The organism is Streptomyces sp. NPDC102451, assembly GCF_044765485.1.
GTDB lineage: Bacteria > Actinomycetota > Actinomycetes > Streptomycetales > Streptomycetaceae > Streptomyces.
In genome coordinates this window covers 61,804-86,895 of record NZ_JBIWKD010000009.1, presented here as the reverse complement: position 1 = coordinate 86,895, position 25,092 = coordinate 61,804, and the positions used below count along the sequence as shown (strand labels likewise).

The 25,092-nt window shown below is 68.2% G+C and carries 19 protein-coding genes; 8 read left to right on the top strand and 11 right to left on the bottom strand.

Annotation, left to right across the window (positions count from 1 at the left end; translation table 11 throughout):
- Window positions 1–19: 19 nt before the first annotated feature.
- From ACIRD8_RS21450 to ACIRD8_RS21440, 3 genes are all read right to left on the bottom strand, one after another.
- Window positions 20–1,726 (bottom strand): serine/threonine protein kinase, encoded by a 1,707-nt coding sequence (locus ACIRD8_RS21450; protein WP_403993705.1) that lies wholly within the window; start codon window positions 1,724–1,726, stop codon window positions 20–22.
- 129 nt (window positions 1,727–1,855) lie between these two features.
- The gene (gene murJ, locus ACIRD8_RS21445; protein ID WP_403993702.1) at window positions 1,856–4,015 is read right to left on the bottom strand and encodes a murein biosynthesis integral membrane protein MurJ; all 2,160 of its coding nucleotides are present in this window, start codon (window positions 4,013–4,015) and stop codon (window positions 1,856–1,858) included.
- Window positions 4,016–4,064: 49 nt separating this feature from the next.
- Window positions 4,065–6,362 (bottom strand): DUF6049 family protein, encoded by a 2,298-nt coding sequence (locus ACIRD8_RS21440; protein WP_403993700.1) that lies wholly within the window; start codon window positions 6,360–6,362, stop codon window positions 4,065–4,067.
- A 180-nt stretch (window positions 6,363–6,542) separates the two neighbouring features.
- Here ACIRD8_RS21440 and ACIRD8_RS21435 point away from each other — a divergent pair, with 180 nt between their 5' ends.
- Window positions 6,543–7,985 (top strand): CCA tRNA nucleotidyltransferase, encoded by a 1,443-nt coding sequence (locus ACIRD8_RS21435; RefSeq protein ID WP_403993697.1) that lies wholly within the window; start codon window positions 6,543–6,545, stop codon window positions 7,983–7,985.
- Window positions 7,986–8,115: 130 nt separating this feature from the next.
- Here the strand turns inward: ACIRD8_RS21435 and ACIRD8_RS21430 are convergent, their stop codons facing one another.
- The 3 genes from ACIRD8_RS21430 to ACIRD8_RS21420 all read right to left on the bottom strand — a co-directional run bounded on the left by ACIRD8_RS21430 (window position 8,116) and on the right by ACIRD8_RS21420 (window position 11,343).
- On the bottom strand, window positions 8,116–9,405 hold the full coding sequence (locus ACIRD8_RS21430; RefSeq protein ID WP_403993694.1) for an MFS transporter: 1,290 nt from the start codon (window positions 9,403–9,405) through the stop codon (window positions 8,116–8,118).
- 92 nt (window positions 9,406–9,497) lie between these two features.
- The gene (locus ACIRD8_RS21425) at window positions 9,498–10,580 is read right to left on the bottom strand and encodes an inositol-3-phosphate synthase (RefSeq protein ID WP_403993692.1); all 1,083 of its coding nucleotides are present in this window, start codon (window positions 10,578–10,580) and stop codon (window positions 9,498–9,500) included.
- A gap of 61 nt (window positions 10,581–10,641) precedes the next feature.
- Window positions 10,642–11,343 (bottom strand): PadR family transcriptional regulator, encoded by a 702-nt coding sequence (locus tag ACIRD8_RS21420; protein ID WP_099173258.1) that lies wholly within the window; start codon window positions 11,341–11,343, stop codon window positions 10,642–10,644.
- Between the two features lie 762 nt (window positions 11,344–12,105).
- Between ACIRD8_RS21420 and ACIRD8_RS21415 the strand changes: the two genes are divergently transcribed.
- Entirely contained in the window at window positions 12,106–14,415 is a 2,310-nt protein-coding gene (locus ACIRD8_RS21415) for a transglycosylase domain-containing protein (protein WP_403994159.1), read from the top strand.
- A 194-nt stretch (window positions 14,416–14,609) separates the two neighbouring features.
- A complete protein-coding gene (locus tag ACIRD8_RS21410; protein WP_403993689.1) occupies window positions 14,610–16,115 on the top strand; it encodes a glycosyltransferase family 87 protein in 1,506 nt (501 codons plus the stop codon).
- Between the two features lie 35 nt (window positions 16,116–16,150).
- Here ACIRD8_RS21410 and ACIRD8_RS21405 read toward each other — a convergent pair whose 3' ends face one another.
- The 3 genes from ACIRD8_RS21405 to ACIRD8_RS21395 form a co-directional block, all read right to left on the bottom strand.
- Complete coding sequence (locus ACIRD8_RS21405) at window positions 16,151–17,182, bottom strand: alanine racemase (protein ID WP_403993687.1); 1,032 nt, start codon at window positions 17,180–17,182, stop codon at window positions 16,151–16,153.
- A gap of 75 nt (window positions 17,183–17,257) precedes the next feature.
- Window positions 17,258–18,376 (bottom strand): peptidoglycan bridge formation glycyltransferase FemA/FemB family protein, encoded by a 1,119-nt coding sequence (locus ACIRD8_RS21400; RefSeq protein WP_033296787.1) that lies wholly within the window; start codon window positions 18,374–18,376, stop codon window positions 17,258–17,260.
- A 185-nt stretch (window positions 18,377–18,561) separates the two neighbouring features.
- A complete protein-coding gene (locus ACIRD8_RS21395) occupies window positions 18,562–18,918 on the bottom strand; it encodes a hypothetical protein (RefSeq protein WP_403993684.1) in 357 nt (118 codons plus the stop codon).
- Between the two features lie 286 nt (window positions 18,919–19,204).
- Between ACIRD8_RS21395 and rpsF the strand changes: the two genes are divergently transcribed.
- The 4 genes from rpsF (at window position 19,205) to rplI (ending at window position 20,932) form a co-directional block, all read left to right on the top strand.
- Complete coding sequence (rpsF, locus tag ACIRD8_RS21390; RefSeq protein WP_006604399.1) at window positions 19,205–19,495, top strand: 30S ribosomal protein S6; 291 nt, start codon at window positions 19,205–19,207, stop codon at window positions 19,493–19,495.
- Window positions 19,496–19,566: 71 nt separating this feature from the next.
- The gene (locus ACIRD8_RS21385; RefSeq protein ID WP_403993682.1) at window positions 19,567–20,187 is read left to right on the top strand and encodes a single-stranded DNA-binding protein; all 621 of its coding nucleotides are present in this window, start codon (window positions 19,567–19,569) and stop codon (window positions 20,185–20,187) included.
- 43 nt (window positions 20,188–20,230) lie between these two features.
- Entirely contained in the window at window positions 20,231–20,467 is a 237-nt protein-coding gene (rpsR, locus tag ACIRD8_RS21380) for a 30S ribosomal protein S18 (protein WP_003967857.1), read from the top strand.
- An 18-nt stretch (window positions 20,468–20,485) separates the two neighbouring features.
- Window positions 20,486–20,932 (top strand): 50S ribosomal protein L9, encoded by a 447-nt coding sequence (gene rplI / locus ACIRD8_RS21375; protein WP_387398385.1) that lies wholly within the window; start codon window positions 20,486–20,488, stop codon window positions 20,930–20,932.
- Between the two features lie 146 nt (window positions 20,933–21,078).
- On the opposite strand, the gene ACIRD8_RS21370 is transcribed toward rplI, so the two are convergent.
- Window positions 21,079–22,416 (bottom strand): MATE family efflux transporter, encoded by a 1,338-nt coding sequence (locus tag ACIRD8_RS21370; RefSeq protein ID WP_403993679.1) that lies wholly within the window; start codon window positions 22,414–22,416, stop codon window positions 21,079–21,081.
- A gap of 476 nt (window positions 22,417–22,892) precedes the next feature.
- Here ACIRD8_RS21370 and dnaB point away from each other — a divergent pair, with 476 nt between their 5' ends.
- Window positions 22,893–24,350: a replicative DNA helicase gene (dnaB, locus tag ACIRD8_RS21365; RefSeq protein WP_356709443.1), complete on the top strand. Its 1,458-nt coding sequence runs from the start codon at window positions 22,893–22,895 to the stop codon at window positions 24,348–24,350.
- A 76-nt stretch (window positions 24,351–24,426) separates the two neighbouring features.
- On the opposite strand, the gene def is transcribed toward dnaB, so the two are convergent.
- Complete coding sequence (gene def, locus ACIRD8_RS21360; protein WP_403993677.1) at window positions 24,427–25,086, bottom strand: peptide deformylase; 660 nt, start codon at window positions 25,084–25,086, stop codon at window positions 24,427–24,429.
- Window positions 25,087–25,092: the final 6 nt, after the last annotated feature.

Here is a 25,092-nt window from a genome sequence, read left to right as displayed (position 1 = left end):
CCCTCCCCTGGTGCTGCCGTCAGCTCGTGATCTTGATGTCCGAGACCTTGCCCCTGTAGTTACCGTCGTCACTCATCGGGAGCTTGGTCAGCCAGACCAGAACGTACCGTGCCTGCACCGGCTTGTCGGGCTTGAGGGACACCTTTGTTCCGGATCCCTTGGTGACCTTGGTGAAACCGTCCGGCATCTGAGGAACGGACGAGCTCTCGGTGGTCCTCAGCTCGACGGACGTACTGCCGCCGAGGAAGGAGACCTCGACGTTGCCCACCTGCTGGACCTTGCCGAGGTCGAGCACGACGCCGACGCCTTCCTTGAGGCGTCCGAAGTCGGCGCTGAAGTAGCCGTCCGTGTTCCAGTAGGAGCTCGTGTCCCCGTCGTAGACGTTCTTTATCGAGGCGGGCTTCTCGGAGCCGTCCACGCCGAGCGGGTCGTAGTCCTGGGCTCCCACGATGGTGACGGGCTTGCTGGGCTCGACGGCGTTGTTGTCGTCCTGCCCGTCCTCGGCAGTCTGTGTCGGGGTCGGTTCCCCGGAGTCGCCGCCCTGGGCGAGGACGGTTTCCGCCAGCTGCCAGCTTCCGAGGCCCAGAGCGGCGATGAGCAGGGCGGACACGGCCCACTTGAGCGCCTTGCCCGTGCGGCTCTGGAGCGGCGGCGGGGGAGCCGCGATGACGGGCTGCGTGGCTGAGGTGGGCCGTACCGAGGGACGTCCGTAGGTGCCCTGCTGGTACGTCGTGCGCTGGTACTCGGGAGGCGCGGTGAAGGCGGGTTCCGGGGGCAGGATGCGCGGCATGGCCGCGACGGCCTTCGCCAGCTCGTCCGGGGTGGTGCACGGCTGTTCCTGGCGCGATGCGGTCGCGCCGTCGTTGGCCAGCGCGCGCATGGCGAGCTCGGACAGGCCTCGGTGGACGCCGGCCCGCACCTGGTCCGGAGGGATCAGGCCCAGGTCCTTGGGGAGGCCGGTGAGACCGTACGCGTCGCTCTCGTAGGGCCAGCGCCGGGTCAGGGCGGCATAGAGGAGTGCGCCGATGGCCTCGGTGTCCGTGCGCAACGGCTGATCGGCGGTGATGCCGCGCAGAGCGGCGTTCACGGCCAGGCCGCGGATCCGGTACTGGCCGGTCGAGCTGCGCAGCACGGCGCCGGGTGTGAGGCGCAGATGAGCGAGGCCTTCGCGGTGTGCGGCGGCCATGGCCTGGGAGATCTGGCTCACGAGCTGGTAGGCGTCGTGGGCTTCGAAGGGGCCGGCGGCCAGCAGCGCCGTGAGCTCGGTGGCGTCGGGGAGCCATTCGTGGACGACGTAGACGAGGTCGTCCTCCTCCACGGCGTCCAGGACCTGGACGAAGCGGGGGTCACCGAGCAGCGCGGAGGAGCGGGCCGCGGCCAGCACCGAGCGGGCGCGCGGGTGGTCGGCGGGCAGCAGGTGGACGCCCACCGCGCGCCGCAGCTTCTCGTCGACAGCCCGCCAGCTGCTGAATCCGTCCAGTCGGGTGACGCACTCCTCGAGGCGGTAGCGTCTGGCCAGTTTGTGGCCGCTGTGCAGATCGGGCGACGCCGGAACGGCGTCCGAGCTGTCGCCCACGCTCTCCGCGTCCTTCGAGGTTGCGCCCTCGGCGCCCTCTGTGTCCTGGGTTGCCGTCCCGTCGGTCGTGGCCGCGTCCGCCTTGGCGGTCAGCGGCTCGTCGCCGCTGTTGTCGGCCACGTCGACAGCAGCCGTGCTACGTTCCGCCACCGTCGTTCCTGCCTCCCCATCCGTTGCGCGATGCCAGCCAGCTCTGCACAGTCACGCCAATTGTGCCCACACTCCGGCGCTATGCACGACACGCGGTGTCCAGCGATGGTTGTGCGACGCGGAGCGCATTCAGCGTCCGAGCCGTCCCCGGACCATGCCGACCATGCCGTTGAGCTCCTCGATACGCATCTTCTTCGCGGCGGCGAAGAAGATGCCCAGCAGGATGACGCTGCCACAGACCAATGCCACCACGGAGCCGCCGGCTCCTTCGCCGAGGGCCTTCAGAAGAACGAAGCCCACGCCGCCGCCGACCACTGCCGCAGGGATCGCGGCCAGGCAGAGACGGGCGTAGGTCCGCACCACACGGGCCCCGTCGAGGTCGCCGCCGAGCCGGTTGCTGAGACGTCGCCAGGCGATGCCGACACCGACCGCGTAGGCCAGCCCGTAGGAGGCCGCCATTCCCACGACTGCCCACTGCGCCGGAAGAATCACGTAGCAGAGGGCGGAGGCCGCGGCATTGACCGCTGCGACGATCACCGTGTTGTAGAAGGGGGTCCGGGTGTCCTCGTACGCGTAGAAGCCGCGCAGCACGACGTACTGCACGGAGTACGGGATGAGGCCGAGGCCGAACGCCATCAGGATGAAGCCCATCGACCGTGCGGCCTCGGTGCCGCTGGAGGCGTAGAGCAGGGTGCACATCGGCAGGCCGAGCGCCAGGAACGTGAAGGCGACCGGCACGATGGCCACCGCCGAGTTGCGCAGACCCTGCGAGATGTCGTCGCGGACGGCCCCGGGGTCGTTGTCGTGGGCGGCGCGGGAGATGCGGGGCAGCAGGGCCGCCATGACCGAGACGGTGATGATGGCCTGGGGCATGCCCCAGATCAGTTGGGCGTTGGAGTAGGCGAGGAAGCCCGAGCCGTCCCTGCCCGCGAGTTTGCCCGCGGAGGTCGCCAGCTGGGTGACGACCAGCACGCCGGCCTGGTTGGCCAGGACGAACAGGACCGTCCACTTGGCGAGCTTTATGGTCTTGCCGAGCCCGTGGCCCCTCCAGTCGAAGCGGGGGCGGAATCGGAATCCGGCCTCGCGGAGGTACGGGATCATCGCCAGCGCCTGGACCACCAGGCCGAGCAGCGTCCCGATGCCCAGGAGCCTGACGCCCTCCGGCGGGATCGTCTCCACGCCCATCCGGGATTCGGCCGAGGTCCCGTAGACCCAGATGAACAGGCCGAAGGTGAAGATCATGACGATGTTGTTGAGGACCGGGGTCCACATCATCGCGCCGAACTTCCCACGGGCGTTGAGGATCTGGCCCATCACCACATGGACGCCCATGAAGAAGATGGTCGGCAGGCAGTAGCGGGCGAAGGTGACCGCCACCGAGTCCGCTGCCGGATCGTTCGCGATCGTGCGTGACATGAGGTGCACCAGCTGCGGTGCTGCGAACACCGCGACCGCGACGATCACTCCGAGCGCGACCATGACGAGCGTCAGCAGCCGGTTGGCGTACGCCTCGCCCCCGTCCTCGTCGTCCTTCATGGACCGGACGAGCTGAGGAACGAAGACCGAGTTCAGCCCACCGCCCACGGTGAGGATGTAGATCATCGTCGGCAGGGTGTACGCGATGGTGAAGCTGTCACCGAGCAGCGCGGCACCCAGCGCCGCGGTGATCACGAGGCTGCGGACGAAGCCGGTGAGCCGGGACACCAGGGTGCCCGCCGCCATCAGCGCGCTGGACTTCAGTATCCCGGCGGCCCGGCCGCCGGACTTCGGCGGCACGGGTGCCGGAGCGGCTTCGGGCTCGGCCGGAGGCCCGGGAGGCCGGCCCGACCCCTCCTGGTCGCGGAAGAGGTGGGCGAAGGCGTCCTGCTCGTCGCGGTCGCCGGAAGCCTGGGTGACCAGGTCGTCCACTCCTACGTACTGGGTGGTCGAGGCGTGGTCCCCGTAGGGCAGGTGGCGGGAGGGGCCTGCGGGCTCCGGTGGCGGCGTCTGGGCCCAGATCCGGGGGTCGGGGGCGTGCTGGGCGGCGGGAGGCTGCTGATAGAGGGCCTGCGGCTCCTGGTAGGTGCCCGGAGGCGGTGGGGGGTGTGAGGCGCGGTCGTACAGCGCCTCGGCCACCGGATCCTGGGCGGCGAGGTCCTGGGCACGGTACGGGTCGTGGTCGTACGCGTGCTGCAGGTACGGATCGGGTGCCTCTCCGTCCTGCCCGGCGCCCGGTGGCACCGGCGGCCCGCTGGAAGACCCAGCTCCGCCCGCGCCCTGGCCGCGGTCACCGTCGTACGGCGCGTTCATCGAAACCCCACCTCATTGTCCCCGGCCGACAGGCCCCGACAGACATCGCTCAACGGTCCACTTTCTCACCCGGGCCCGACGGGTTCCCGCTTTCCGGACCGGTGTCCGGCGTCGGGTCACTCGGCTGCTCGGGTTCGCCGCCGTTGTTCTCCACTGCGCCGCCCGCGACGGTGCGCTTGCGGTGGGTGTACATCCTGATGCCTGCCAGGACCAGCAGCAGCAGTCCCCCGGCGATCACCAGAAGCACGGTCGGTGTGACTTCCGAGACCTTCACGGTGAAGGTCATCTCCTCGCCGTAGGGCACGCCGTCCGTGGTGAAGAGCCGCGCCGTGACCTGGGCCTGTCCGTTGGCGTTGGCCGAGGCGTCGAACTTCACGGACTGGCTGTGTCCGCCGGCGATCTCGACGCGTCGTTCGGCGACCGCTCCGCCGTCGTTGAGCTTGAGCCGAGTGGCGTTGCCCGATGTGAGACGGAGCACGAGGTGATCGACATCCTGAACCAGTTGGTTCTGCACGGTCACAGGAATCGTCGCGCTGCGCCCGGAGAGAGTGACGTCCGACTTCGTGATCAGCCGCACCTCGTTGGTGAGGCCCTGCAGGTAGGTGCGGACCGCGTCGCGGTACTGCTGCGCCTGCAGTGGCCTGCCGCGCCACGACGTCGAGACGGCCCGGTTGATCGCGTTCCCGAAGGGAGTCACCACCCGGTCGGGCTGCGTGAGGATGACCTGGAAGCTGTTGAGCGAGTCCTGTGTCGTCCTGATGTCCTGGAACGCCTGGGTGGGCAGCTCCTGGTTGCGCAGCCTCTTCGGGTACTGGGAGGCCCTGGGCACCTGAGTGGTGGCCTGTGCGTCGGGCTTCTGCTCGGCTGCCTCCGTCAGGTCGAGAGGCTGCGTCCAGCGTTCGGCCGTGAGGGCCTGCAGGGCACGCGCCATGCTCTGTGCCTGGGCGGCGGTGGGAGTCCGCTGGGGCGCGACGACGATGCTGCGTTCGTTGTCGGGTGCCTGCTCCGTCACTGCCAGCGTCTGGGCCAGGAACTTCTGGACGGCGAGGGTCGAGGCACCGGCCTTGGACAGGTCGCCGGTGAACGCGGTGGAGAGCCGGTAGTCGGAGACGACGGCGGTGGTGCCACCGCCGATCGGCCGCGCCGACGTCGGTGTGTAGGGCAGCCCGCCGGTCTCGTCGAGGCTGTCGCTGCGGGCGATCACCTTGTGTGCCCCGGCAGAGGTGGCGACGTCGACCACGGAGGGGTCGATCGCGCCGTCCACCGGCCAGGCGAAGTCGGTGGACGGCTTCACGTGCAGAACGGTTTCCACCGTCGTGCCAGCGACCTCGGTGGCCGTCTGCAGATGGCCGAGGGCTCCTGAGACGTTCTTGCCGCGATGGGCGATGGAGGCGAGATCGGGGTCGGCGAACGGCAGGGCCACCACCGTCCCGTCCTTCACGGCCGCTTGCAGATCCGTGAGCCACTTCTTGGCGATGGCCTGGTTCGTCCCCGCGGCGGTGGTGTCACCGACCTTGACGCGGTAGTTCTTCGTCATCGCGTCGACAGAGGCGAGCAGGTCCGGATCGATCACCCAGGTGACGTCGAGCTGCCGCCCCAGTGAGACCAGCTGCTCCAGCCGGCCCCCGGGAGCGAGCTCGAGAGCCAGATCGTCGTCGGCGAAGACAGGGGTCTGCTGTTCGTCGGAGCCCGTCTCGGCGGTGACGTGTGCCGATGCGATCAGCGGCCAGAGGAAGGTGAGCTTGGTCTTGCTCTCGGCGTCCTGCGCCTGCCACGGAAGGAAGGTCCGCTGGATGCCGAGCACCTGGTCGTAGGCGTAGTCGGTGGTCCGGCCCGTGAGGGACACCCCGAGCTGGTAGACCCCGTCGGCGCCCAGGTCCAGCTTGTCCACCGGAACGGCGAGGCTGAAGTCCTGACTGACCCCGGACGCGAGTTCGGGGACCTTCAGTGTGTACGCGCCCCCGAGCTTGGCCGGGTCGCTGCCCGGCAGGTACCCGGTGCGCTTGGCGGCCTCGTCGATCGCCCCTCGGCCGGACAGCCTCGGCCCGACGCGCAGGTCGACCTCCGCATCCGTGACCGCCTTCTTGCCCTTGTTGGTCAGGGTGCCGGAGATGGTGAGGGTGTCGCCCTCGACCGGTGCGCTGGGGGCGAGCGTGTCCAGAGACACATCGACGGTGTGTGATCCGGTCGGGGTCTTCGTGGCCGCCTCGGCCTGAGCCGAGGGCGCTGCGGGGCCGGCCAGGAGGCCGGCGATCAGCGGTACCCCGACGATCAAGGAGGCTGTGCGCCGGAGCCACCGGCGGGCAGGGGAGGGATTCATCCCCTGAAAGTCTGCCGCCTCGGCCACGCGTACCCGTCCCTCGTCGTCGTCAGCTGGTGCCGGTCCTGCCGGTCTCTGCGTCCCCGCATGGTAACGATGCGCCCGACGCCTGAGTGCCGGGGACCGTGCCACATGATCGGGAGAGTCTCGCAGGGCACCGAGAAACGATGACGCCCGGGCCGGTCGGTGCACGTACCCTTTTCTGTTGTGCCGAACGCCAACGAAGACAGCCCCCGTGCACTGAGTCAGGTGCAGCACCGCGCAGTCAGCGAACTGCTGCGGGTGTCCCCCGTCGCCGATGACCTCGCCCTCCGATTCCAGGAGGCCGGATTCGGACTCGCCCTGGTCGGCGGGTCGGTCCGCGATGCGTTGCTCGGCAGGCTCGGAAACGACCTGGACTTCACGACCGACGCCCGCCCGGAGGACGTACTCAAGATCGTCCGCCCCTGGGCCGACTCGGTCTGGGAGGTCGGAATCGCCTTCGGCACCGTCGGCTCGCAGAAGGACGGCTACCAGATCGAGGTGACGACCTACCGGTCGGAGGCGTACGACAGGACCTCACGCAAGCCCGAGGTCTCCTACGGCGACTCGATAGAGGACGACCTCGTGCGCCGTGACTTCACGGTCAACGCCATGGCCGTCGCTCTGCCGCAGAAGGAGTTCATCGACCCGCACGGCGGCCTCGACGACCTGGCGCAGCGCGTACTGCGTACCCCGGGCACGCCTGAGGCGTCCTTCTCCGACGATCCGCTGCGCATGCTGCGGGCCGCTCGCTTTGCCGCGCAGCTGGACTTCGAGGTGGCCCCCGACGTCGTCAAGGCCATGACGGACATGGCGGAACGCATCGAGATCGTCTCGGCCGAGCGGGTCCGTGAGGAGCTCAACAAACTGCTGCTCTCCGGTCACCCCCGCAAGGGGCTGGGACTTCTCGTGGACACTGGACTGGCCGACCGGGTGCTGCCCGAGCTCCCCGCGCTGCGCCTGGAAAGTGACGAGCATCACCGCCACAAGGACGTCTACGAGCACTCCTTGACGGTCCTGGAGCAGGCCATCGACCTCGAGGAGGACGGTCCGGACCTCGTGCTGCGCCTCGCGGCCCTGCTCCACGACATCGGGAAGCCGAGGACGCGGCGCTTCGAGAAGGACGGCCGCGTCTCGTTCCACCACCACGAAGTGGTGGGGGCCAAGATGGCCAAGAAGCGGATGACCGAGCTCAAGTACTCCAACGACATGGTCAAGGACGTCTCCAAGCTGGTGGAGCTGCATCTGCGCTTCCACGGATACGGCGACGGGGAATGGACCGACTCCGCGGTGCGCAGGTATGTGCGGGACGCGGGACCGCTGCTGGACCGGCTGCACAAGCTGACGCGCTCCGACTGCACGACGCGGAACAAGCGCAAGGCGAACGCTCTGTCGCGCACCTACGACGGGCTCGAGGAGCGCATCGCGCAGCTGCAGGACCAGGAGGAGCTGCAGGCGATCCGGCCCGACCTGGACGGCAACGAGATCATGCAGATCCTGGGCGTGGAGCCCGGGCCGGTGATCGGTAAGGCGTACTCGTTCCTGCTGGAGCTGCGGCTGGAGAACGGCCCCATGGAGCGCGATGCCGCGGTCTCCGCCCTCAAGGAATGGTGGGCTGCGCAGAGCTGAGTCCGGCTGCGGATCGAAGGACTCCGAGCCGGGAGCTGAGCGGGCCGTCGTGTTTCACGTGAAACACAACGGCGCCGGGTGGCGGTCCGGGTGTCAGTGAGGGGCGTTGTTTCACGTGAAACAACGCCCCTCACTCCTTGATGCGGGCGCGCTGGAGCGCGATGCTCACGCGGCGCCGACGGAGCATGGCCACCGAGACGATGGCGTAGAGCACGGCAACAGTGAGAACCACGACGACGGACCGCCCGTCAGGAGGAAGCACGAGGGCGGACATTCCCGCGGCGGCGACGAAAGCGACGTTGAACAGCACGTCGTAGAGCGCGAAGACCCGGCCGCGGTAGGCGTCGTCCACCGAGGTCTGCACCTCGGTATCGGTCGCGATCTTCGCCCCTTGGGTCACGAGCCCGAGAACGAAGGCCGCAGCCAGCATCGGGCCGGGGGTGAACGGAAGCCCCAGGGCGGGCTCCAGGAGGGCTGCCGCTCCGGCGCAGCCGGCCAGCCAGCCGTATCGCCCGAAGCGTCCGACCGCCCATGGGGACATCAGGGCGGCGACGAAGTACCCCGCGGCCGAAGCGCCGAGCGCGAGGCCGAGGAGCGCCAGGCCGTCGGACTCGCCGTCGGACCAGGCGTAGCGGCACAGCATCAGCACCATCACCGTGAGCGCTCCGTAGCAGAAGCGGAGCACCGTCATGGCCGCAAGAGCGTGTGCCGCGTCCCGCCGCTCGGCCAGATGGCGCAACCCGGCGGTGAGCCCTCGTGCGGTCGTACCGAGCGCCTCGCGCACGGGTACACGGTGCAGGTCCCGGTCCGGTCCGAGGAGGGTGCGGGGCAAGGTCAGGGAGGCGAGCGCCGAGAGGAGGTAGAGGACCGCCCCCAGCAGGACCACGGCCGCATCGGACCCGTCCGTCAGCAGTCGGATGCCCAGGGCCAGCCCTCCGCCCGCGGTGGCGGCCAGCGTGCCGGCCGTCGGGGAGAGGGAGTTGGCGAGGACGAGCCGTTCGGTGTCGACGACGCGAGGGAGGGCTGCTGACAGCCCGGCCAGCACGAAACGGTTGACGGCGGTGACGCAGAGGGCGGAGACGTAGAAGAGCCAGTCCGGCACGGAGCTCAGGAGTAGCAGGGCCGTGCAGCAGGCCAGTGCGGCGCGCAGCAGATTTCCGTACAGGAAGACCTGGCGGCGGGGCCAGCGGTCGAGCAGGACCCCCGCGAACGGGCCGATCAGCGAGTACGGGAGCAGCAGCACGGCCATGGCCGAGGCGATGGCACCCGGCGTCGCCTGGTTCTCCGGAGAGAAGACGACGTACGTGGCGAGCGCGACCTGATAGACACCGTCGGCCGACTGGGAGAGCAGTCGTACGGCAAGCAGGCGACGGAAGTTCCGAAGGCGCAGGAGCACGCCCAGATCACGCACGACAGGCATGTGTGCAAGGGTCACACAGGTGGGGGGCCTCCGGGCGGATTGCCCGGGGACCCCCCACATGGAGAAGCGTCGGTGAAGCAGTGACCGCTGGGTCAGCGCTCGACGTCGCCGGCGATGAACTTCTCGACGTTCTCGCGGGCCTCGTCGTCGAAGTACTGGACCGGCGGGGACTTCATGAAGTACGAGGAGGCCGAGAGGATCGGGCCGCCGATGCCGCGGTCCTTGGCGATCTTCGCGGCGCGCACGGCGTCGATGATGACACCGGCGGAGTTCGGGGAGTCCCAGACCTCGAGCTTGTACTCCAGGTTCAGCGGGACGTCACCGAAGGCACGGCCCTCGAGGCGCACGTACGCCCACTTGCGGTCGTCCAGCCAGGCCACGTAGTCCGACGGGCCGATGTGTACGTTGTCCGCACCGAGCTCACGGTCACGGATCTGCGAGGTGACGGCCTGCGTCTTCGAGATCTTCTTGGACTCCAGGCGCTCACGCTCGAGCATGTTCTTGAAGTCCATGTTGCCGCCGACGTTCAGCTGCATCGTGCGGTCCAGGATGACACCCCGGTCCTCGAAGAGCTTCGCCATCACACGGTGCGTGATGGTGGCGCCGACCTGGGACTTGATGTCGTCACCGACGATCGGGACACCGGCCTCGGTGAACTTGTCGGCCCACTCCTTGGTGCCGGCGATGAACACCGGGAGGGCGTTGACGAACGCGACCTTGGCGTCGATGGCGCACTGCGCGTAGAACTTCGCAGCCACCTCGGAACCGACGGGGAGGTAGCAGACGAGAACGTCGACCTGCTTGTCCTTGAGGATCTGGACGATGTCGACGGGGGCCTCGGCGGACTCCTCGATCGTCTCGCGGTAGTACTTGCCCAGGCCGTCGTGGGTGTGACCGCGCTGAACGGTCACGCCCGTGTTCGGCACGTCGGCGATCTTGATGGTGTTGTTCTCGCTGGCGCCGATGGCGTCCGCGAGGTCGAGGCCGACCTTCTTCGCGTCGACGTCGAAGGCGGCGACGAACTCGACGTCGCTCACGTGGTACTCGCCGAACTGGACGTGCATCAGACCGGGCACCTTGCCGGCCGGATCGGCGTCCTTGTAGTACTCGACGCCCTGCACCAGCGAGGCGGCGCAGTTGCCCACGCCGACGATGGCTACGCGAACCGAACCCATGCCGATTGCTCCCTGTGTGTTCTCGTGTTCCCCGATGACGCCTTGCGGTTCTTCGGGGATGTCACTTGGTGTCGTCGGACGGATCCGGCCGGGTGTCGTCTCGGTGCCGGGGCAGGCCGCCCGTCTCTCCTGATGTGTCGTGCTGAGTGGAGCTCTCGGGCGAGGATCGTCGCTGATCCCGTCCCGACCGCTCGCTCTCGATGAGCTCGTTCAGCCAGCGCACTTCGCGCTCCACGGACTCCATGCCGTGTCGCTGCAGCTCAAGCGTGTAGTCATCGAGTCGTTCACGGGTGCGGGCGAGGGAGGCGCGCATCTTCTCGAGGCGCTCCTCCAGCCTGCTGCGGCGGCCTTCGAGGACGCGCATCCGCACTTCGCGCTCCGTCTGCCCGAAGAAGGCGAAACGAGCGGCGAAATGCTCGTCCTCCCAGGAGTCCGGACCGGTGTGCGAGAGCAGCTCCTCGAAGTGCTCCTTACCTTCTGCCGTCAACCGGTAGACGATCTTGGCGCGGCGGCCGGCCAGGGAGGACGCGGGAGCGACCCCACGTCCGGTGGCAGGGGGCAGTGCCGGAACGCTTCCCGGTTCCTCGATCAACCAGCCGTTGGCGACCAGCGTCTTGAGGCAGGGGTAGAGGGTGCCGTAGCTGAAGGCGCGGAAGATCCCCAGCGAGGTGTTGAGGCGCTTGCGCAGCTCATACCCGTGCATGGGTGACTCGCGGAGCAGGCCGAGTACGGCGAATTCGAGGATGCCGGAGCGTCTGCTCACCTTCGCCTCCTCTTCCGTCCGGTGCTTCCACGGGCCTGTCGGGCCCACCTTATGCCGTGCTGATGTATCGACTCGATACATCAGCACGATAGATCGACTCGTGATGTACGACAAGGGGAGGCTTAGTGAGCGGCGTCACATCCCGGATTCATAGGGAGTGACTTGCGTAATTTGGGGTGAAGTTCGGTCCCCGGAGGTTTTTGACCGTGCGTAGTCTGTGCGGCATGCAGACCACCGGGAACCGTGAGACGACGCCGAGCGTCCGTTATCGCGGACTGCCGGATGTACTGCGGGTGAGCCTTCCGCAGGGCTTGTCCGTAATTCGGGGGGACCGGATCTCAACTGCCGCTTCCAGGCGCTCTCGCCTGCCCGAGGAGTAGTCGTTCGATGAGCGAGCACCGTCGCAAAGCGCCGCAACCGCAAGGTGGCGGGCGCGCAGCGGCCAGACGAGCCGCCCAGCAGCCTTCTGGACGCCGCACCGATGCGTCACGCAGAGCAACGCAAGGATCACCTTCCGGAGCGCACGGCGAGGAGCCGTCGTACGGCGGCCGCGCCGAGGCCCGTCGAGCCGCCCAGCGGGGCGGGGGCGGCCGGCGGCGGGGAGGTGGCGACGGCAGCGGTCACGAAGGCCGCGGGCGGGGCCGCGTGGACGCCGGTAAGAAGCGCTTCATCGACTACCCGCGGGCCGGTAAGTACGGCGTCCGCCGCTGGGTCCCGTCGTGGAAGCTGGTCTCCGGTCTGTGCCTGGGCTTCCTGGGTCTGATGATGGGGGCGGCCGGCATCGCGTACGCGCTGGTCGTGCCGCCCGAGGTCAATAAACTCGCCACCGCGCAGAACAACGTCTACTACTGGGCCGACAACACTCAGATGGTCGCCACGGGCGGTTCGGTCAACCGCCAGGAGATCGAGTACGCCCAGATCCCCGAAGCGATGCGCAACGCCGTCATCTCGGCCGAGAACAAATCGTTCGAGCACGACAGGGGCATCGACCCCATGGGTATCGCCCGCGCCTTCTACAACATGGCCCGGGGAGGTGAGACCCAGGGCGGCTCCACGATCACCCAGCAGTACGTGAAGAACTCCATGCTGTCCCAGGACCAGACCCTGAGCCGGAAGTTCAAGGAACTCTTCATCACGCTCAAGGTCGGCGAGACGGTGGGCAAGAAGAAGGTCATGGAGGGGTACCTCAACGTCTCCTACTACGGCCGGGGTGCATCGGGTCTCCAGGCGGCGGCGCGTGCCTATTACGGCAAGGACGCCACGGACCTGGACGAGAGCGAGTGCGCCTTCCTGGCGACGCTGCTCAAGGGCGCGAGCTACTACGACCCGGCAGGCGCCCCCGACGTCGACCCGGTGAAGGCCTCCGCCAAGGAGAACACCCGGCGTGCCAAGGCACGCTGGAAGTGGATCCTCGACGAGGAGGTCAAGGACAAACGGCTGAGCGCGGCCAAGCGCGCCACGTTCACCGAGTTCCCCATGCCGGATCCTCCGAAGAAGGACGCCAAGCTGGGGGGCCAGACCGGCTACCTGGTCGACCTCGCCACGAAGTACTTCCTCGCGCACAACGAGGACGGCGTCACCGAGAAGGAACTCTCCCGGGGCGGCTACGAGATCCACACGACCTTCGACAAGAAGAAGGTCACCCAGCTCGAGAAGTCGATCACGAAGGTCTACAAAGCCAAGATCGACGAGAAGGAGCGCCCGGACAAGGACACGCATGTCGAGTTCGGCGGAGCGTCGGTGGACACCAAGACGGGCGCCATCCTCGCCACGTACGGCGGTCAGGACGCGACGAAGCACTACACCAACAACGCCGACGCGACCGGTGCGCAGGTCGGTTCGACGTTCAAGCCGTTCGTGCTGGCGGCCGCCATGCAGTACGGGAAGCGCGACCCCGAGGGCGACCCGGACCAGAGCGAGTCGGAGCGTACGCCCGTCTCCCCGAAGAGCATCTACAACGGCGACAACAAGCTGAAGATCAACCAGTACAACGGCGACGTCTGGATGAACGATGACGGCAAGGAGTGGCTCCAGACCAACGACGGCGACCACAGCTACGGAGACATCACCCTCCGGACCGCCATGCAGGAGTCGGCGAACTCCCCGTACGTCCAGCTCGGCATGGACGTCGGCACCGACAAGGTGAAGCAGGCCGCCATGTCCGCGGGGCTGCGCGACGACGACTACATGGCGAACGCGAACGTCCCCTCGTTCTCCATCGGGACGTCCTCGCCGAGCGCCATCCGGATGGCCGGCGCGTACGCCACCTTCGCGACCAGCGGTAAGCAGCGGGAGCCCTTCTCGGTCACCGAGGTCAAGCACGAGGGCGAGGTCATCTACCAGCACAAGACGGAGACCAAACCCGCGTTCCCCAGCGTCGTCGCGGACAACGTCACCGACGTGCTGAAGAACGTCGTCGAGAACGGCACGGGTACACCCGCCCAGCTGCCGGGCCGCGATGTGGCCGGTAAGACCGGTACCACGGACGGCAACAAGTCGGCCTGGTTCGTCGGCTACACCCCGCAGATCTCGACGGCCGTCAGCATGTTCCGGATGGACGACGACGAGACGAAGAAGGACCGCAAGTTCCTGGAGATGTACGGCACGGGCGGTGAGAAGTCGATCCACGGTGCCTCGTTCCCGGCGCAGATCTGGCACGACTACATGACCGACGCGACGAAGGGCATGAAGGTCGTCAGCTTCCCGAAGCCCGAGCCGTACGGCGACACCGTCTTCGGCGGCGGCGCGGTCAGCCCCAGCCCCACGCCGAGCCCGACGCCTTCGCCCTCGGAGTCCAGCGCGGAGCCGACGCCGTCTGCCACCCCGTCGTCCCCGTCCCCCTCGCCGAGCGACACGTGTGCGCCGCTCGACTGGGAGTGCAGGAACAACCAGAACGGCGGGACCACCACCGGTAACGACAACGGGGGGACCACGGACGGGTCCACCGACGGTGGGACGGACACCGGGGCCACGAACGGCGGGACGGACACCGGAACGACCGACGGAACGACCGACGGGTCGACCGAGGGCGAGGAGAACAGCCGCGGCGGGATCTTCGGCGGCGGCGGATAGCACCACCCGGGGCGCGTGGGCCGGACAACCCGCACCACGCGCCCTCCGGGGGCCCTGAGGGCCCGCCGGGCACGCGTACGAGGGCTGTCTGCACCCGCCAGGTGCCGGACGGCCCTTTCGTGTGTGACGGCCCTTTCGTGTGTCCCGGACGAGGCCCACGCCCGCACACAGCGCCGTACGGCAGGATGTGCGGCATGCCAAGCGCAGAAGACACGAGCGTGCACCAGGAGCCGTCCGTCGTACCGCCCACGCGACAGGACGAGATCGCCGCGGCGGGCAGCGAACTGATCGGCGGGCCCGCGGGCCGCTGGGCACGTTTCGGATCGGGGCCGCTCACACCGGTGCGCGTCATCGTGCTCGTGGCGATCGGGATGTTCGCGCTCGGCATGGTGCAGAAGATCCCCTGCTACGACTGGGCCTGGTTCCGCGGGACCAGCTCGCAGTACACGCACGCCTGCTACTCCGACATCCCGCACCTCTACGTCGGACGCGGCTTCGCCGACGGCCTCGTGCCGTACGTCGACCGGCTGAGCGGCGACATGGCGTACCTGGAGTACCCCGTCCTGACCGGTCTCTTCATGCAGATCGCGTCCTGGCTGACGCTGACCCCGTCCTCGGACCCCGCACAGCAGCGCGAGCAGATGTACTGGATGGTCAACGCGGGCATGCTGATGATCTGCGCGGTGATCCTCGCGGTGTGCGTCGCCCGTACGCACCGGCGCCGCCCCTGGGACGGCCTGCTGGTGGCGCTCGCCCCCGCCCTCGCGCTCACCGCGACGATCAACTGGGACCTGCTCGCCGTCGCGCTGACGGCCGCGGCGATGCTCATGTGGTCGCGCGGCAGGAGCCTCGCCTTCGGCATCCTCATCGGCCTCGCGACCGCCGCCAAGCTCTATCCCGTACTGCTCCTCGGGCCCCTGTTGGTGCTGTGCTGGCGCGCCGGGAAGTGGCGGGAGTACGGATCGGCGCTCCTCGGTGCGGCGGCGGCCTGGCTGGTCGTGAACCTGCCGGTGATGCTGTACGCCCCGGAGGGGTGGAAGAAGTTCTACACGTTCAGCCAGGAGCGGCAGATCGACTACGGCTCGTTCTGGCTGATCATCACCCAGCGCACCGGTCGGCCCATCGATGTGTCCACGGTGAACACGGCCTCCGTGCTGCTGATGGTCGTGCTGTGCGCCGGGATCGCCGGGCTGGCCCTCACCGCCAGGCACCGGCCGCGCTTCGCCCAGCTGGCGTTTCTCGTGGTGGCCGCGTTCATCCTGACGAACAAGGTCTACTCACCGCAGTACGTGCTCTGGCTGATCCCTCTGGCCGCGCTCGCCAGGCCCCGGTGGCGGGACTTCCTCGTCTGGCAGGCCTGCGAGGTCATGTACTTCCTGGGGATCTGGTTCTACCTCGCGTACACGACGAGCGGTGACAAGCACCAGGGGCTGCCGCAGGAGGGCTACCAGGTCGCGATCGCCCTGCATCTGGCGGGAACGCTCTACATGTGCGCGGTGATCGTCAGGGACATCCTGCGGCCGGAGCGGGATCCCGTACGGCAGGACGGGTCCGACGATCCTTCGGGCGGGGTACTCGACGGGGCGCCGGACCGGACGGCGCTCCTGCAGGTGCACCCTCACCCGGCCCGGCACGCGGAACCCGCGGTCGAGGGACCGCGGGTGGAGTGGGGCACCGCCGGAAGGGCGGCCTCCGACTGAGGGGAGGCCGGCCCACCGGCCCGTGAGGACCGGCTCTACCGGTCCACGAGGCGGTCGAACTGGGTGGTGGTGTGGCGCAGGTGGGCCACCAGTTCGTCGCCGACCCTCGGCTCCTGGGAGTCCGAGGGCACGAAGAGGATCGAGACCTGCATGTGCGGCGGCTCGGCGAACCAGCGCTGCTTGCCGGCCCAGACGAACGGCGACAGATTGCGGTTGACCGTGGCCAGCCCGGCGCGCGCCACGCCCTTGGCACGAGGCATCATCCCGTGCAGGGCCTTCGGCGCCTCCAGGCCGACACCGTGGGAGGTCCCGCCGGCAACGACGACGAGCCACCCGTCGGACGCGGCCTTCTGCTGGCGGTAGCCGAAGCGGTCGCCCTTGACGACACGCGTGACGTCGAGCACCGCGCCCCGGTACTCCGTCGCCTCGTGGTCACCGAGCCAGAGCCGTGTGCCGATGCGGGCGCGGAAGCGGGTCTGCGGGAACTGCTGCCGCAGCCGGGCCAGTTCCTCGGCCCGCAGATGGCTGACGAACATGGTGTGCAGCGGCAGCCGGGCGGCGCGCAGACGGTCCATCCAGGTGATGACCTCCTCAACCGCGTCCGACCCGTCGGTGCGGTCGAGTGGCAGGTGCAGCGCGAATCCTTCGAGGCGTACGTCCTCGATGGCCGCGTGCAGCTGGCCGAGCTCCTCCTCCTTCACGCCGTGGCGCTTCATCGAGCTCATGCACTCGATGACCACGCGCGCGCCCACCAGGGCGTGCACGCCGTCCACTGAGGAGACCGAGCGGATGACGCGGTCGGGCAGCGGCACCGGCTCCTCGCCCCTGCGGAAGGGGGTGAGCACCAGGAGGTCGCCGCTGAACCAGTCCTTGATACGGGCGGCCTCGTACGTGGTCCCGACGGCGAGGGTCTCGGACCCGAAGCGGATCGCCTCGTCGGCCAGACGCTCGTGTCCGAAGCCGTATCCGTTGCCCTTGCAGACGGGGACGAGGTCCGGGAACTGGTCCAGCACGGACTTCTGGTGCGCCCGCCAGCGCGCGGTGTCGACGTAGAGGGAGAGCGCCATGGCCGGCCCGGAACCTTTCTGGTGGCTGCGGTGTGAGGGAGGAGGGGGAGCTGATGGACGGTGGTCGGGATGCGGTCAGCGGCGCGACATGTACATATCGAGCGCCTTGTGCAGCAGCTTGTTGAGGGGGAAGTCCCACTCGCCGACGTATTCGACGGCTTCCCCGCCGGTGCCGACCTTGAACTGGATCAGACCGAAGAGGTGGTCGGTCTCGTCCAGCGAGTCGCTGATGCCGCGCAGGTCGTAGACGGTCGCGCCCATCGCGTACGAGTCGCGGAGCATCCGCCACTGCATGGCGTTGGAGGGCCGGACCTCGCGCCCGATGTTGTCCGAGGCGCCGTAGGAGTACCAGACGTGCCCGCCGACGACGAGCATCGTGGCAGCCGACAGGTTCACGCCGTTGTGCCGGGCGAAGTACAGCCGCATGCGGTTGGGGTCCTCGGAGTTGAGCACCGACCACATGCGCTGGAAGTACGAGAGGGGGCGCGGCCGGAAGTGGTCGCGCACCGCGGTGATCTCGTACAGCCGCTGCCATTCGGCGAGGTCCTCGTAGCCGCCCTGGACCACCTCGACGCCGGCCTTGTCGGCCTTCTTGATGTTGCGCCGCCAGAGCTGGTTGAAGCCCTTGAGTACGTCCTCGAGGGAGCGGTTGGCCAGCGGGACCTGGAAGACGTAGCGGGGCTGGACGTCACCGAAGCCGGCGCCGCCGTCCTCGCCCTGCTGCCAGCCCATCTTCCGCAGCCGGTCCGAGACCTCGAAGGCGCGCGGCTCGATGTGGCTGGCCTCGACGTCACGCAGCCGCTTCACGTCGGGGTCCTGGATACCCGACTTGATGGCGGCCGAGTCCCAGCGGCGGATGACCACGGGAGGGCCCATCTTCACCGAGAAGGCACCCTGCTGCTTCAGGTGGGCGAGCATCGGCTGGAGCCACTCGTCGAGGTTCGGGGCGTACCAGTTGATGACCGGGCCCTCGGGGAGGTACGCGAGATAGCGCTTGATCTTGGGCAGCTGCCGGTAGAGCACCAGCCCGGCGCCGACCATCTCGCCGTTCTTGTCGAACCATCCCAGGTTCTCCGAGCGCCATTCGGTTTTCACATCAGCCCACGCCGGGACCTGGCAGTGACTGGCCGAGGGCAGACTCTGGATGTACGCCAGATGCTGTTCTCGGCTGATGGTCCTCAGGGTCAGGCTCATGCGGGGCGCTCCTCGGCAGGTGTGTCCCCATCGGTCAGGGGCTCCGGCTCTCGCGCCGAAGCCTACTGTGACCGAGGGGCGCCCGGTCTGGCCCCGTCCGGACCGGACCGGGCACCGCCCGCGCGGGACTGCCTCGCCCGTGGACCGCACCGGGGGCCGAGCGTGCCGGCCCCCGGCTCTGCCGGTCAGGTGATGACGCCGCCGAAGAGACCGCCGTGCGCCATGCCGAGGTAGAAGCCGACGGCGGAAGCGCCGATCCCCATGATCAGACCGAAGCGCTCCCAGGTGGTCCTGGAGATGTACTGCCCGTAAGCGCCGGTCAGGATCCCGATCAGCCCGGCCCACGAGCTGACCAGGTGCAGGCTGTGGAACATCGCCGTCACGAACGCGAGGATGCCGAGGACCCCGGTCACCACCATCAGTGCTTCCTGCAGCGGATGTGGCTTGCCGTCCGTGGCGAAGAGGGACCCGGTGGCCGGACGGCGGTTGGCCATCCGGCTGGGGGCGGGCCTGCTTCCGGCAGGTCGGACTGTCTGAGCCATGGAGCACCTCCTGGCGGGAAGGGCGGTGCGATGTAGCGCCTCTCACACCGCATCTGTCTTGATTGTGCGCCCTGAACACCGGATTTCAACCGGGAGCCGGTCTGCGGGTAGTCTGTACGGTCTGCACCGGTGTCTGCCTTGAGCCAGCACTGCAGCTCCCCTCGACTCTCGAAGACGGGCGTTGTCAGTGGCGGCTGTTTTACTCGGAGACACTGATGCTTACGCATCACGACCCTCCTGCCACGGAACGACCGTGGCCGCTGAGTCCAAAGGAGGTGGGTTCCACATGCGTCACTACGAAGTGATGGTCATCCTCGACCCCGATCTCGAGGAGCGAGCAGTCTCCCCGCTGATCGAGAACTTCCTCTCCGTCGTCCGTGAGGGCAACGGAAAGGTCGAGAAGGTCGACACCTGGGGCCGTCGTCGTCTCTCTTACGAGATCAAGAAGAAGCCTGAGGGCATCTACTCGGTCATCGACCTGCAGGCCGAGCCTGCGGTCGTCAAGGAGCTCGACCGACAGATGAACCTGAACGAGTCGGTCCTCCGGACCAAGGTCCTCCGTCCCGAGACCCACTGAGCATCTAGCTCAGCGGTCATCGGGTTCGAGTAGCAAGCAGCCAGAAGCAATCCCCGCCGAGAGGTTCACCCATGGCAGGCGAGACCGTCATCACGGTCGTCGGCAATCTCGTCGACGACCCCGAGCTGCGCTTCACCCCGTCCGGTGCGGCGGTCGCGAAGTTCCGTGTCGCGTCCACTCCCCGCATCTTCGACCGGCAGACCAATGAGTGGAAGGACGGCGAAGGCCTGTTCCTCACCTGCTCGGTCTGGCGTCAGGCGGCGGAGAACGTCGCGGAGTCGCTCCAGCGAGGCATGCGCGTCGTCGTGCAGGGCCGGCTGAAGCAGCGGTCCTACGAGGACCGTGAGGGCGTCAAGCGCACGGTCTACGAGCTGGACGTCGAGGAAGTCGGCCCCAGCCTGAAGAACGCCACGGCCAAGGTCACCAAGACCACGGGTCGAGGTGGCCAGGGCGGTGGCCAGGGTGGATACGGCGGCGGCCAGCAGGGCGGCGGCAACTGGGGCGGCGGTCCCGGTGCCGGTGGCCAGCAGGGCGGCGGCGGTGCTCCCGCCGACGACCCGTGGGCCACCAACGCTCCGGCCGGCGGCGGCCAGCAGGGCGGGGGCCAGCAGGGCGGCGGGGGCGGCTGGGGCGGAAGCTCCGGCGGTTCCGGCGGCTCCGGCGGCGGCTACTCGGACGAGCCTCCCTTCTAAGGGCTGCTCGTACCCCACTTCTTGATCACACAGGAGAAACACCATGGCGAAGCCGCCTGTGCGCAAGCCTAAGAAGAAGGTCTGCGCGTTCTGCAAGGACAAGACCCAGTACGTGGACTACAAGGACACGAACATGCTGCGGAAGTTCATTTCCGACCGCGGCAAGATCCGTGCCCGCCGCGTCACCGGCAACTGCACGCAGCACCAGCGTGACGTCGCCACGGCAGTCAAGAACAGCCGTGAGATGGCGCTGCTGCCCTACACGTCCACCGCGCGATAAGGGAAGGGTGACCGAATCATGAAGATCATCCTCACCCACGAGGTCACTGGCCTCGGTGCCGCCGGCGACGTCGTGGACGTCAAGGACGGGTACGCCCGTAACTACCTGGTTCCGCGTGGCTTCGCCATTCGCTGGACCAAGGGTGGCGAGAAGGACGTGGCGCAGATCCGCCGCGCCCGCAAGATCCACGAGATCGCGACGATCGAGCAGGCCAACGAGATCAAGGCCAAGCTCGAGACCGTGAAGGTCCGTCTGGCTGTTCGCTCCGGCGACGCCGGCCGCCTCTTCGGTTCCGTCACCCCGGCTGACATCGCCTCGGCGATCAAGTCTGCCGGTGGTCCGGACGTCGACAAGCGTCGCGTCGAGCTCGGCTCGCCGATCAAGACGCTCGGCGGACACCAGGTGTCCGTCCGTCTGCACCCCGAGGTTGCCGCGAAGCTCGGTATCGAGGTCGTTGCTGCCTAAGGGCACAGCTCAGCAGAGCTAGGTGAAGGGCCGCACCCCTGGGTGCGGCCCTTCGTCGTTCGGGTGCTGCGTTTCGTCGTGCGGGTGTGGTCCTTCGTCGTTTCACGTGAAACCGAGCAGGCGACCGCTACTCAGGTGGGCGTGCTTCAGCGGGTGGCTCCGGTGACGACCCATCGGCCGGACCGTGCGCGCACCCACAGCGTCACCAGCCTGACGGTCATCATCAGCGCCATCGCCCCCCAGAGAGCGGTGAGCCCTCCTCCGAAGCTGGGGACGAGGAGAGCGACCGGTGCGAAGACAGCGAGGGTCACGACCATGGCCCATGCGAGATAGCGGCCGTCCCCTGCTCCCATGAGTACGCCGTCGAGAACGAAGACCACACCGGAGATCGGCTGGGAGAGCGCGACGACCAGGAGCGCCGGCAGCAGGGTGTCCTGTACGGATGCGTCACTCGTGAACAGCGGGACGAAGAGTGGCCTGGCGAGCATGATTACCGCCCCGAGAACCACTCCTGACGCGATCCCCCACTGAACCATCCGGCGGCAGGCCTCGCGGGCACCCTTGGCATCGTTCGCGCCCAGATAGCGGCCGATGATGGCCTGCCCGGCGATGGCGATGGCGTCGAGTGCGAAGGCCGTGAGGCTCCAGAGCGACAGGATGATCTGGTGCGCGGCGACATCCGTGTCGCCCAGCCGGGCCGCGACGGCGGTCGCGATCATCAGGACCGCCCTCAGCGAAAGCGTGCGGATCAGCAGGGGTACGCCCGCCTGGGCGCTGGCTCGGATGCCCGCGGCATCAGGGCGCAGCGATGCCCCGTGGCGGCGGGCCCCACGGACCACGACGATCAGGTAGACGAGGGCCATGCCCACCTGGGCGATGACGGTTCCCCAAGCGGATCCTGCGATCCCGAGCCCGGCACCGTAGACCAGCCCGACGTTGAGCGCACCGTTGGCCGCGAATCCACCGATGGCGACATAGAGCGGCGTCCGGGTGTCCTGCAGCCCGCGCAGGACACCCGTCGCCGCCAGCACCACGAGCATGGCGGGGATGCCGAGGCTGGAGATCCGTAGATATGTGGTGGCGTAGGGGGCGGCGGTGTCGGAGGCCCCGAAGATGTCGACCAGCCACGGTGCCAGGGGGAGCGCGGCAGCGACGACGGCGGCTCCGATCAGCAGAGCGAGCCAGATGCCGTCCATTCCCTGACGGATGGCGGATGCCAGGTCTCCCGCGCCGACCTGGCGGGCGACCGCGGCTGTGGTGGCGTAGGCGAGGAAGACGAAGACGCTCACCGCGGTCGTCAGCAGGGCCGCGGCGACCGCCAGGCCGGCCAGTTGCGGAGTGCCGAGATGGCCGACGATGGCACTGTCGACCATGACGAAGAGGGGCTCGGCAACGAGCGCGCCGAAGGCCGGGACGGCGAGTGCGATGATCTCGCGGTCGTGCCGACGGCGGGAGGGCGGCTGTGCCGTGTGCGCCTGGGTCATGGGGGCCAATCTAATCTTCCACAGGTAAGAGATGCAATGCGGCAGAGGTCCTTACCCGGCTGTGGTTTCCGGGTCAGCCGGGAGGTCGTTTGCGGTGATCTTGAGCTGAGGGCAAAAGTTTTTCTCCCCCACAGCCGGTGGATCGAGAAAATGCAGGTCAGCCGCCTCTTTGGTGGTCGCGTATGAGTTTGTCCACAGTGCTGTCCCCCGGTCCGTGCACAGGATCGGATGGGTTCTCCACAGCATCTGGTCCGTCGTCCACATGCCCTGTGGATAACCAGATTGGCTGACGGTGCGGACAGGCCTACCGTGGTGCGGCGCCCGCACTCCGTTCCGGCATGGAAGTCCGCAGAACTTGAGGCGCCGGAAGCGGAGTCGGGCGTCTTGTTTGTCGGTGCCGTGCCGTAAGAAAGAGTGGCACGGCTAGGTCCGCGAAGCGGACGGGAGGAGGTGGCCCGGTGAGCATTCCCGAGCCTTTGGACGATCCCTGGGCCGATGTCGGTCCCAGTGACCGCCTGCCCGTTTCCCGTCAGCGCCGCGGAGAGGGCAAGGGGCGCGACGAGCAGCACGAGAGGGGCCGGGAGAGCGGCTGGGACGGCGGGTCGTCCGGCTTCGAGCGGGTGCCCCCGCAGGACCTCGACGCCGAGCAGTCCGTCCTCGGCGGCATGCTGCTCTCCAAGGACGCCATCGCGGACGTCGTGGAGATCATCAAGGGCCACGACTTCTACCGTCCGGCCCACGAGACCGTCTATACGGCGATCCTCGACCTCTACGCCAAGGGGGAGCCGGCCGACCCGATCACGGTGGCGGCCGAGCTGGTCAAGCGCGGCGAGATCACCAAGGTCGGTGGAGCTCCGTATCTGCACACGCTGGTCCAGTCCGTGCCGACCGCGGCCAACGCTTCGTACTACGCGGAGATCGTCCACGAGCGGGCGGTGCTCCGGCGCCTCGTCGAGGCGGGCACGAAGATCACTCAGATGGGATACGCGGCCGACGGGGATGTCGACGAGATCGTCAACTCCGCGCAGGCCGAGATCTACGCCGTCACGGAGCAGCGCACCAGCGAGGACTACCTGCCGCTGGGCGACATCATGGAGGGTGCTCTCGACGAGATCGAGGCCATCGGGTCCCGCAGCGGCGAGATGACCGGTGTGCCGACCGGGTTCACCGATCTCGACGCGTTGACCAACGGTCTGCACCCCGGCCAGATGATCGTCATCGCGGCCCGTCCCGCCATGGGTAAGTCCACCCTCGCCCTCGACTTCGCCCGGGCCTGCTCGATCAAGAGCAATCTGCCGAGCGTGATCTTCTCCCTGGAGATGGGGCGCAACGAGATCGCGATGCGTCTGCTGTCCGCCGAGGCCCGGGTGGCCCTCCACCACATGCGCTCCGGCACCATGACCGACGAGGACTGGACGCGGCTCGCCCGCCGGATGCCGGACGTGTCGGCCGCACCGCTCTACATCGACGATTCGCCGAACCTCTCGATGATGGAGATCCGGGCGAAGTGCCGTCGCCTCAAGCAGCGCAACGACCTCAAGCTCGTGGTCATCGACTATCTGCAGCTGATGCAGTCCGGTGGTGCCAAGCGGGCGGAGAGCCGCCAGCAGGAGGTCTCGGACATGTCCCGAAACCTCAAGCTGCTCGCCAAGGAGCTTGAGCTCCCGGTCATCGCGCTGTCCCAGCTGAACCGTGGACCCGAACAGCGCACGGACAAGAAGCCGATGGTCTCCGACCTCCGTGAGTCCGGCTCCATCGAGCAGGACGCCGACATGGTGATCCTGCTGCACCGTGAGGACGCGTACGAGAAGGAGTCACCGCGCGCGGGCGAGGCGGACCTGATCGTGGCGAAGCACCGTAACGGTCCGACAGCGACGATCACCGTGGCGTTCCAGGGCCACTACTCCCGCTTCGTGGACATGGCGCAGACCTGATGTCCTGAGCCGCGGGTTCCCGGACTCGGAGTCCTCCTCCCGCCGGCTGTGTCCCCTGCGGCTCTCTATGTGGGCATCAGCCCAGGCCTGCGGCCTTGTCCGCGCGTCGGGCGAAGACGTCCTCACGACGGGCTTCCATCTGCCGCAGCGCTTCCTTGCGGTCCCGCTTGGAAAGGCGGTCCAGGTACGTGTGCCCCGCGAGGTGATCGGTTTCGTGCTGGAGGCACCGGGCGAAGTAGCCCTGTCCCTCGACGACGAGCGGCCGGCCGTCCTTGTCGAACCCGCGGACGACGGCGCGATCGGTACGGGGGACCGCCATCGTGGCGCCGGGCACGGACAGACAGCCCTCGAAGTCGTCGAGGAGCCGACGGCTGCCCGGATCGGGCAGATCCAGCACCGGATTGATGATGTGGCCTACATGCCGGACCCCGTGGTCGTCCGGACAGTCGTACACGAACAGCCGCAGGTCGGTGCCGACCTGATTGGCGGCCAGTCCGGCCCCGTCGGCCACGTACATCGTCAGGAACATGTCGTCGATCAACGTCGACAGCTCGGCGGAGTCGAATGCGGTCACCTCCCGGCACGGACGGCTCAGGACCTCCTCTCCCACAACCGTGACCCGGCGCACCGATCCCCGCCGGGCCTCGGGCGGCAGGTCCGGATACGAGTCGACGGGCCGGCCCATCACATGGACCCGCCGGTCGACGGGACGGGACCGCTCGTGCCGCACGGACATGGCCAG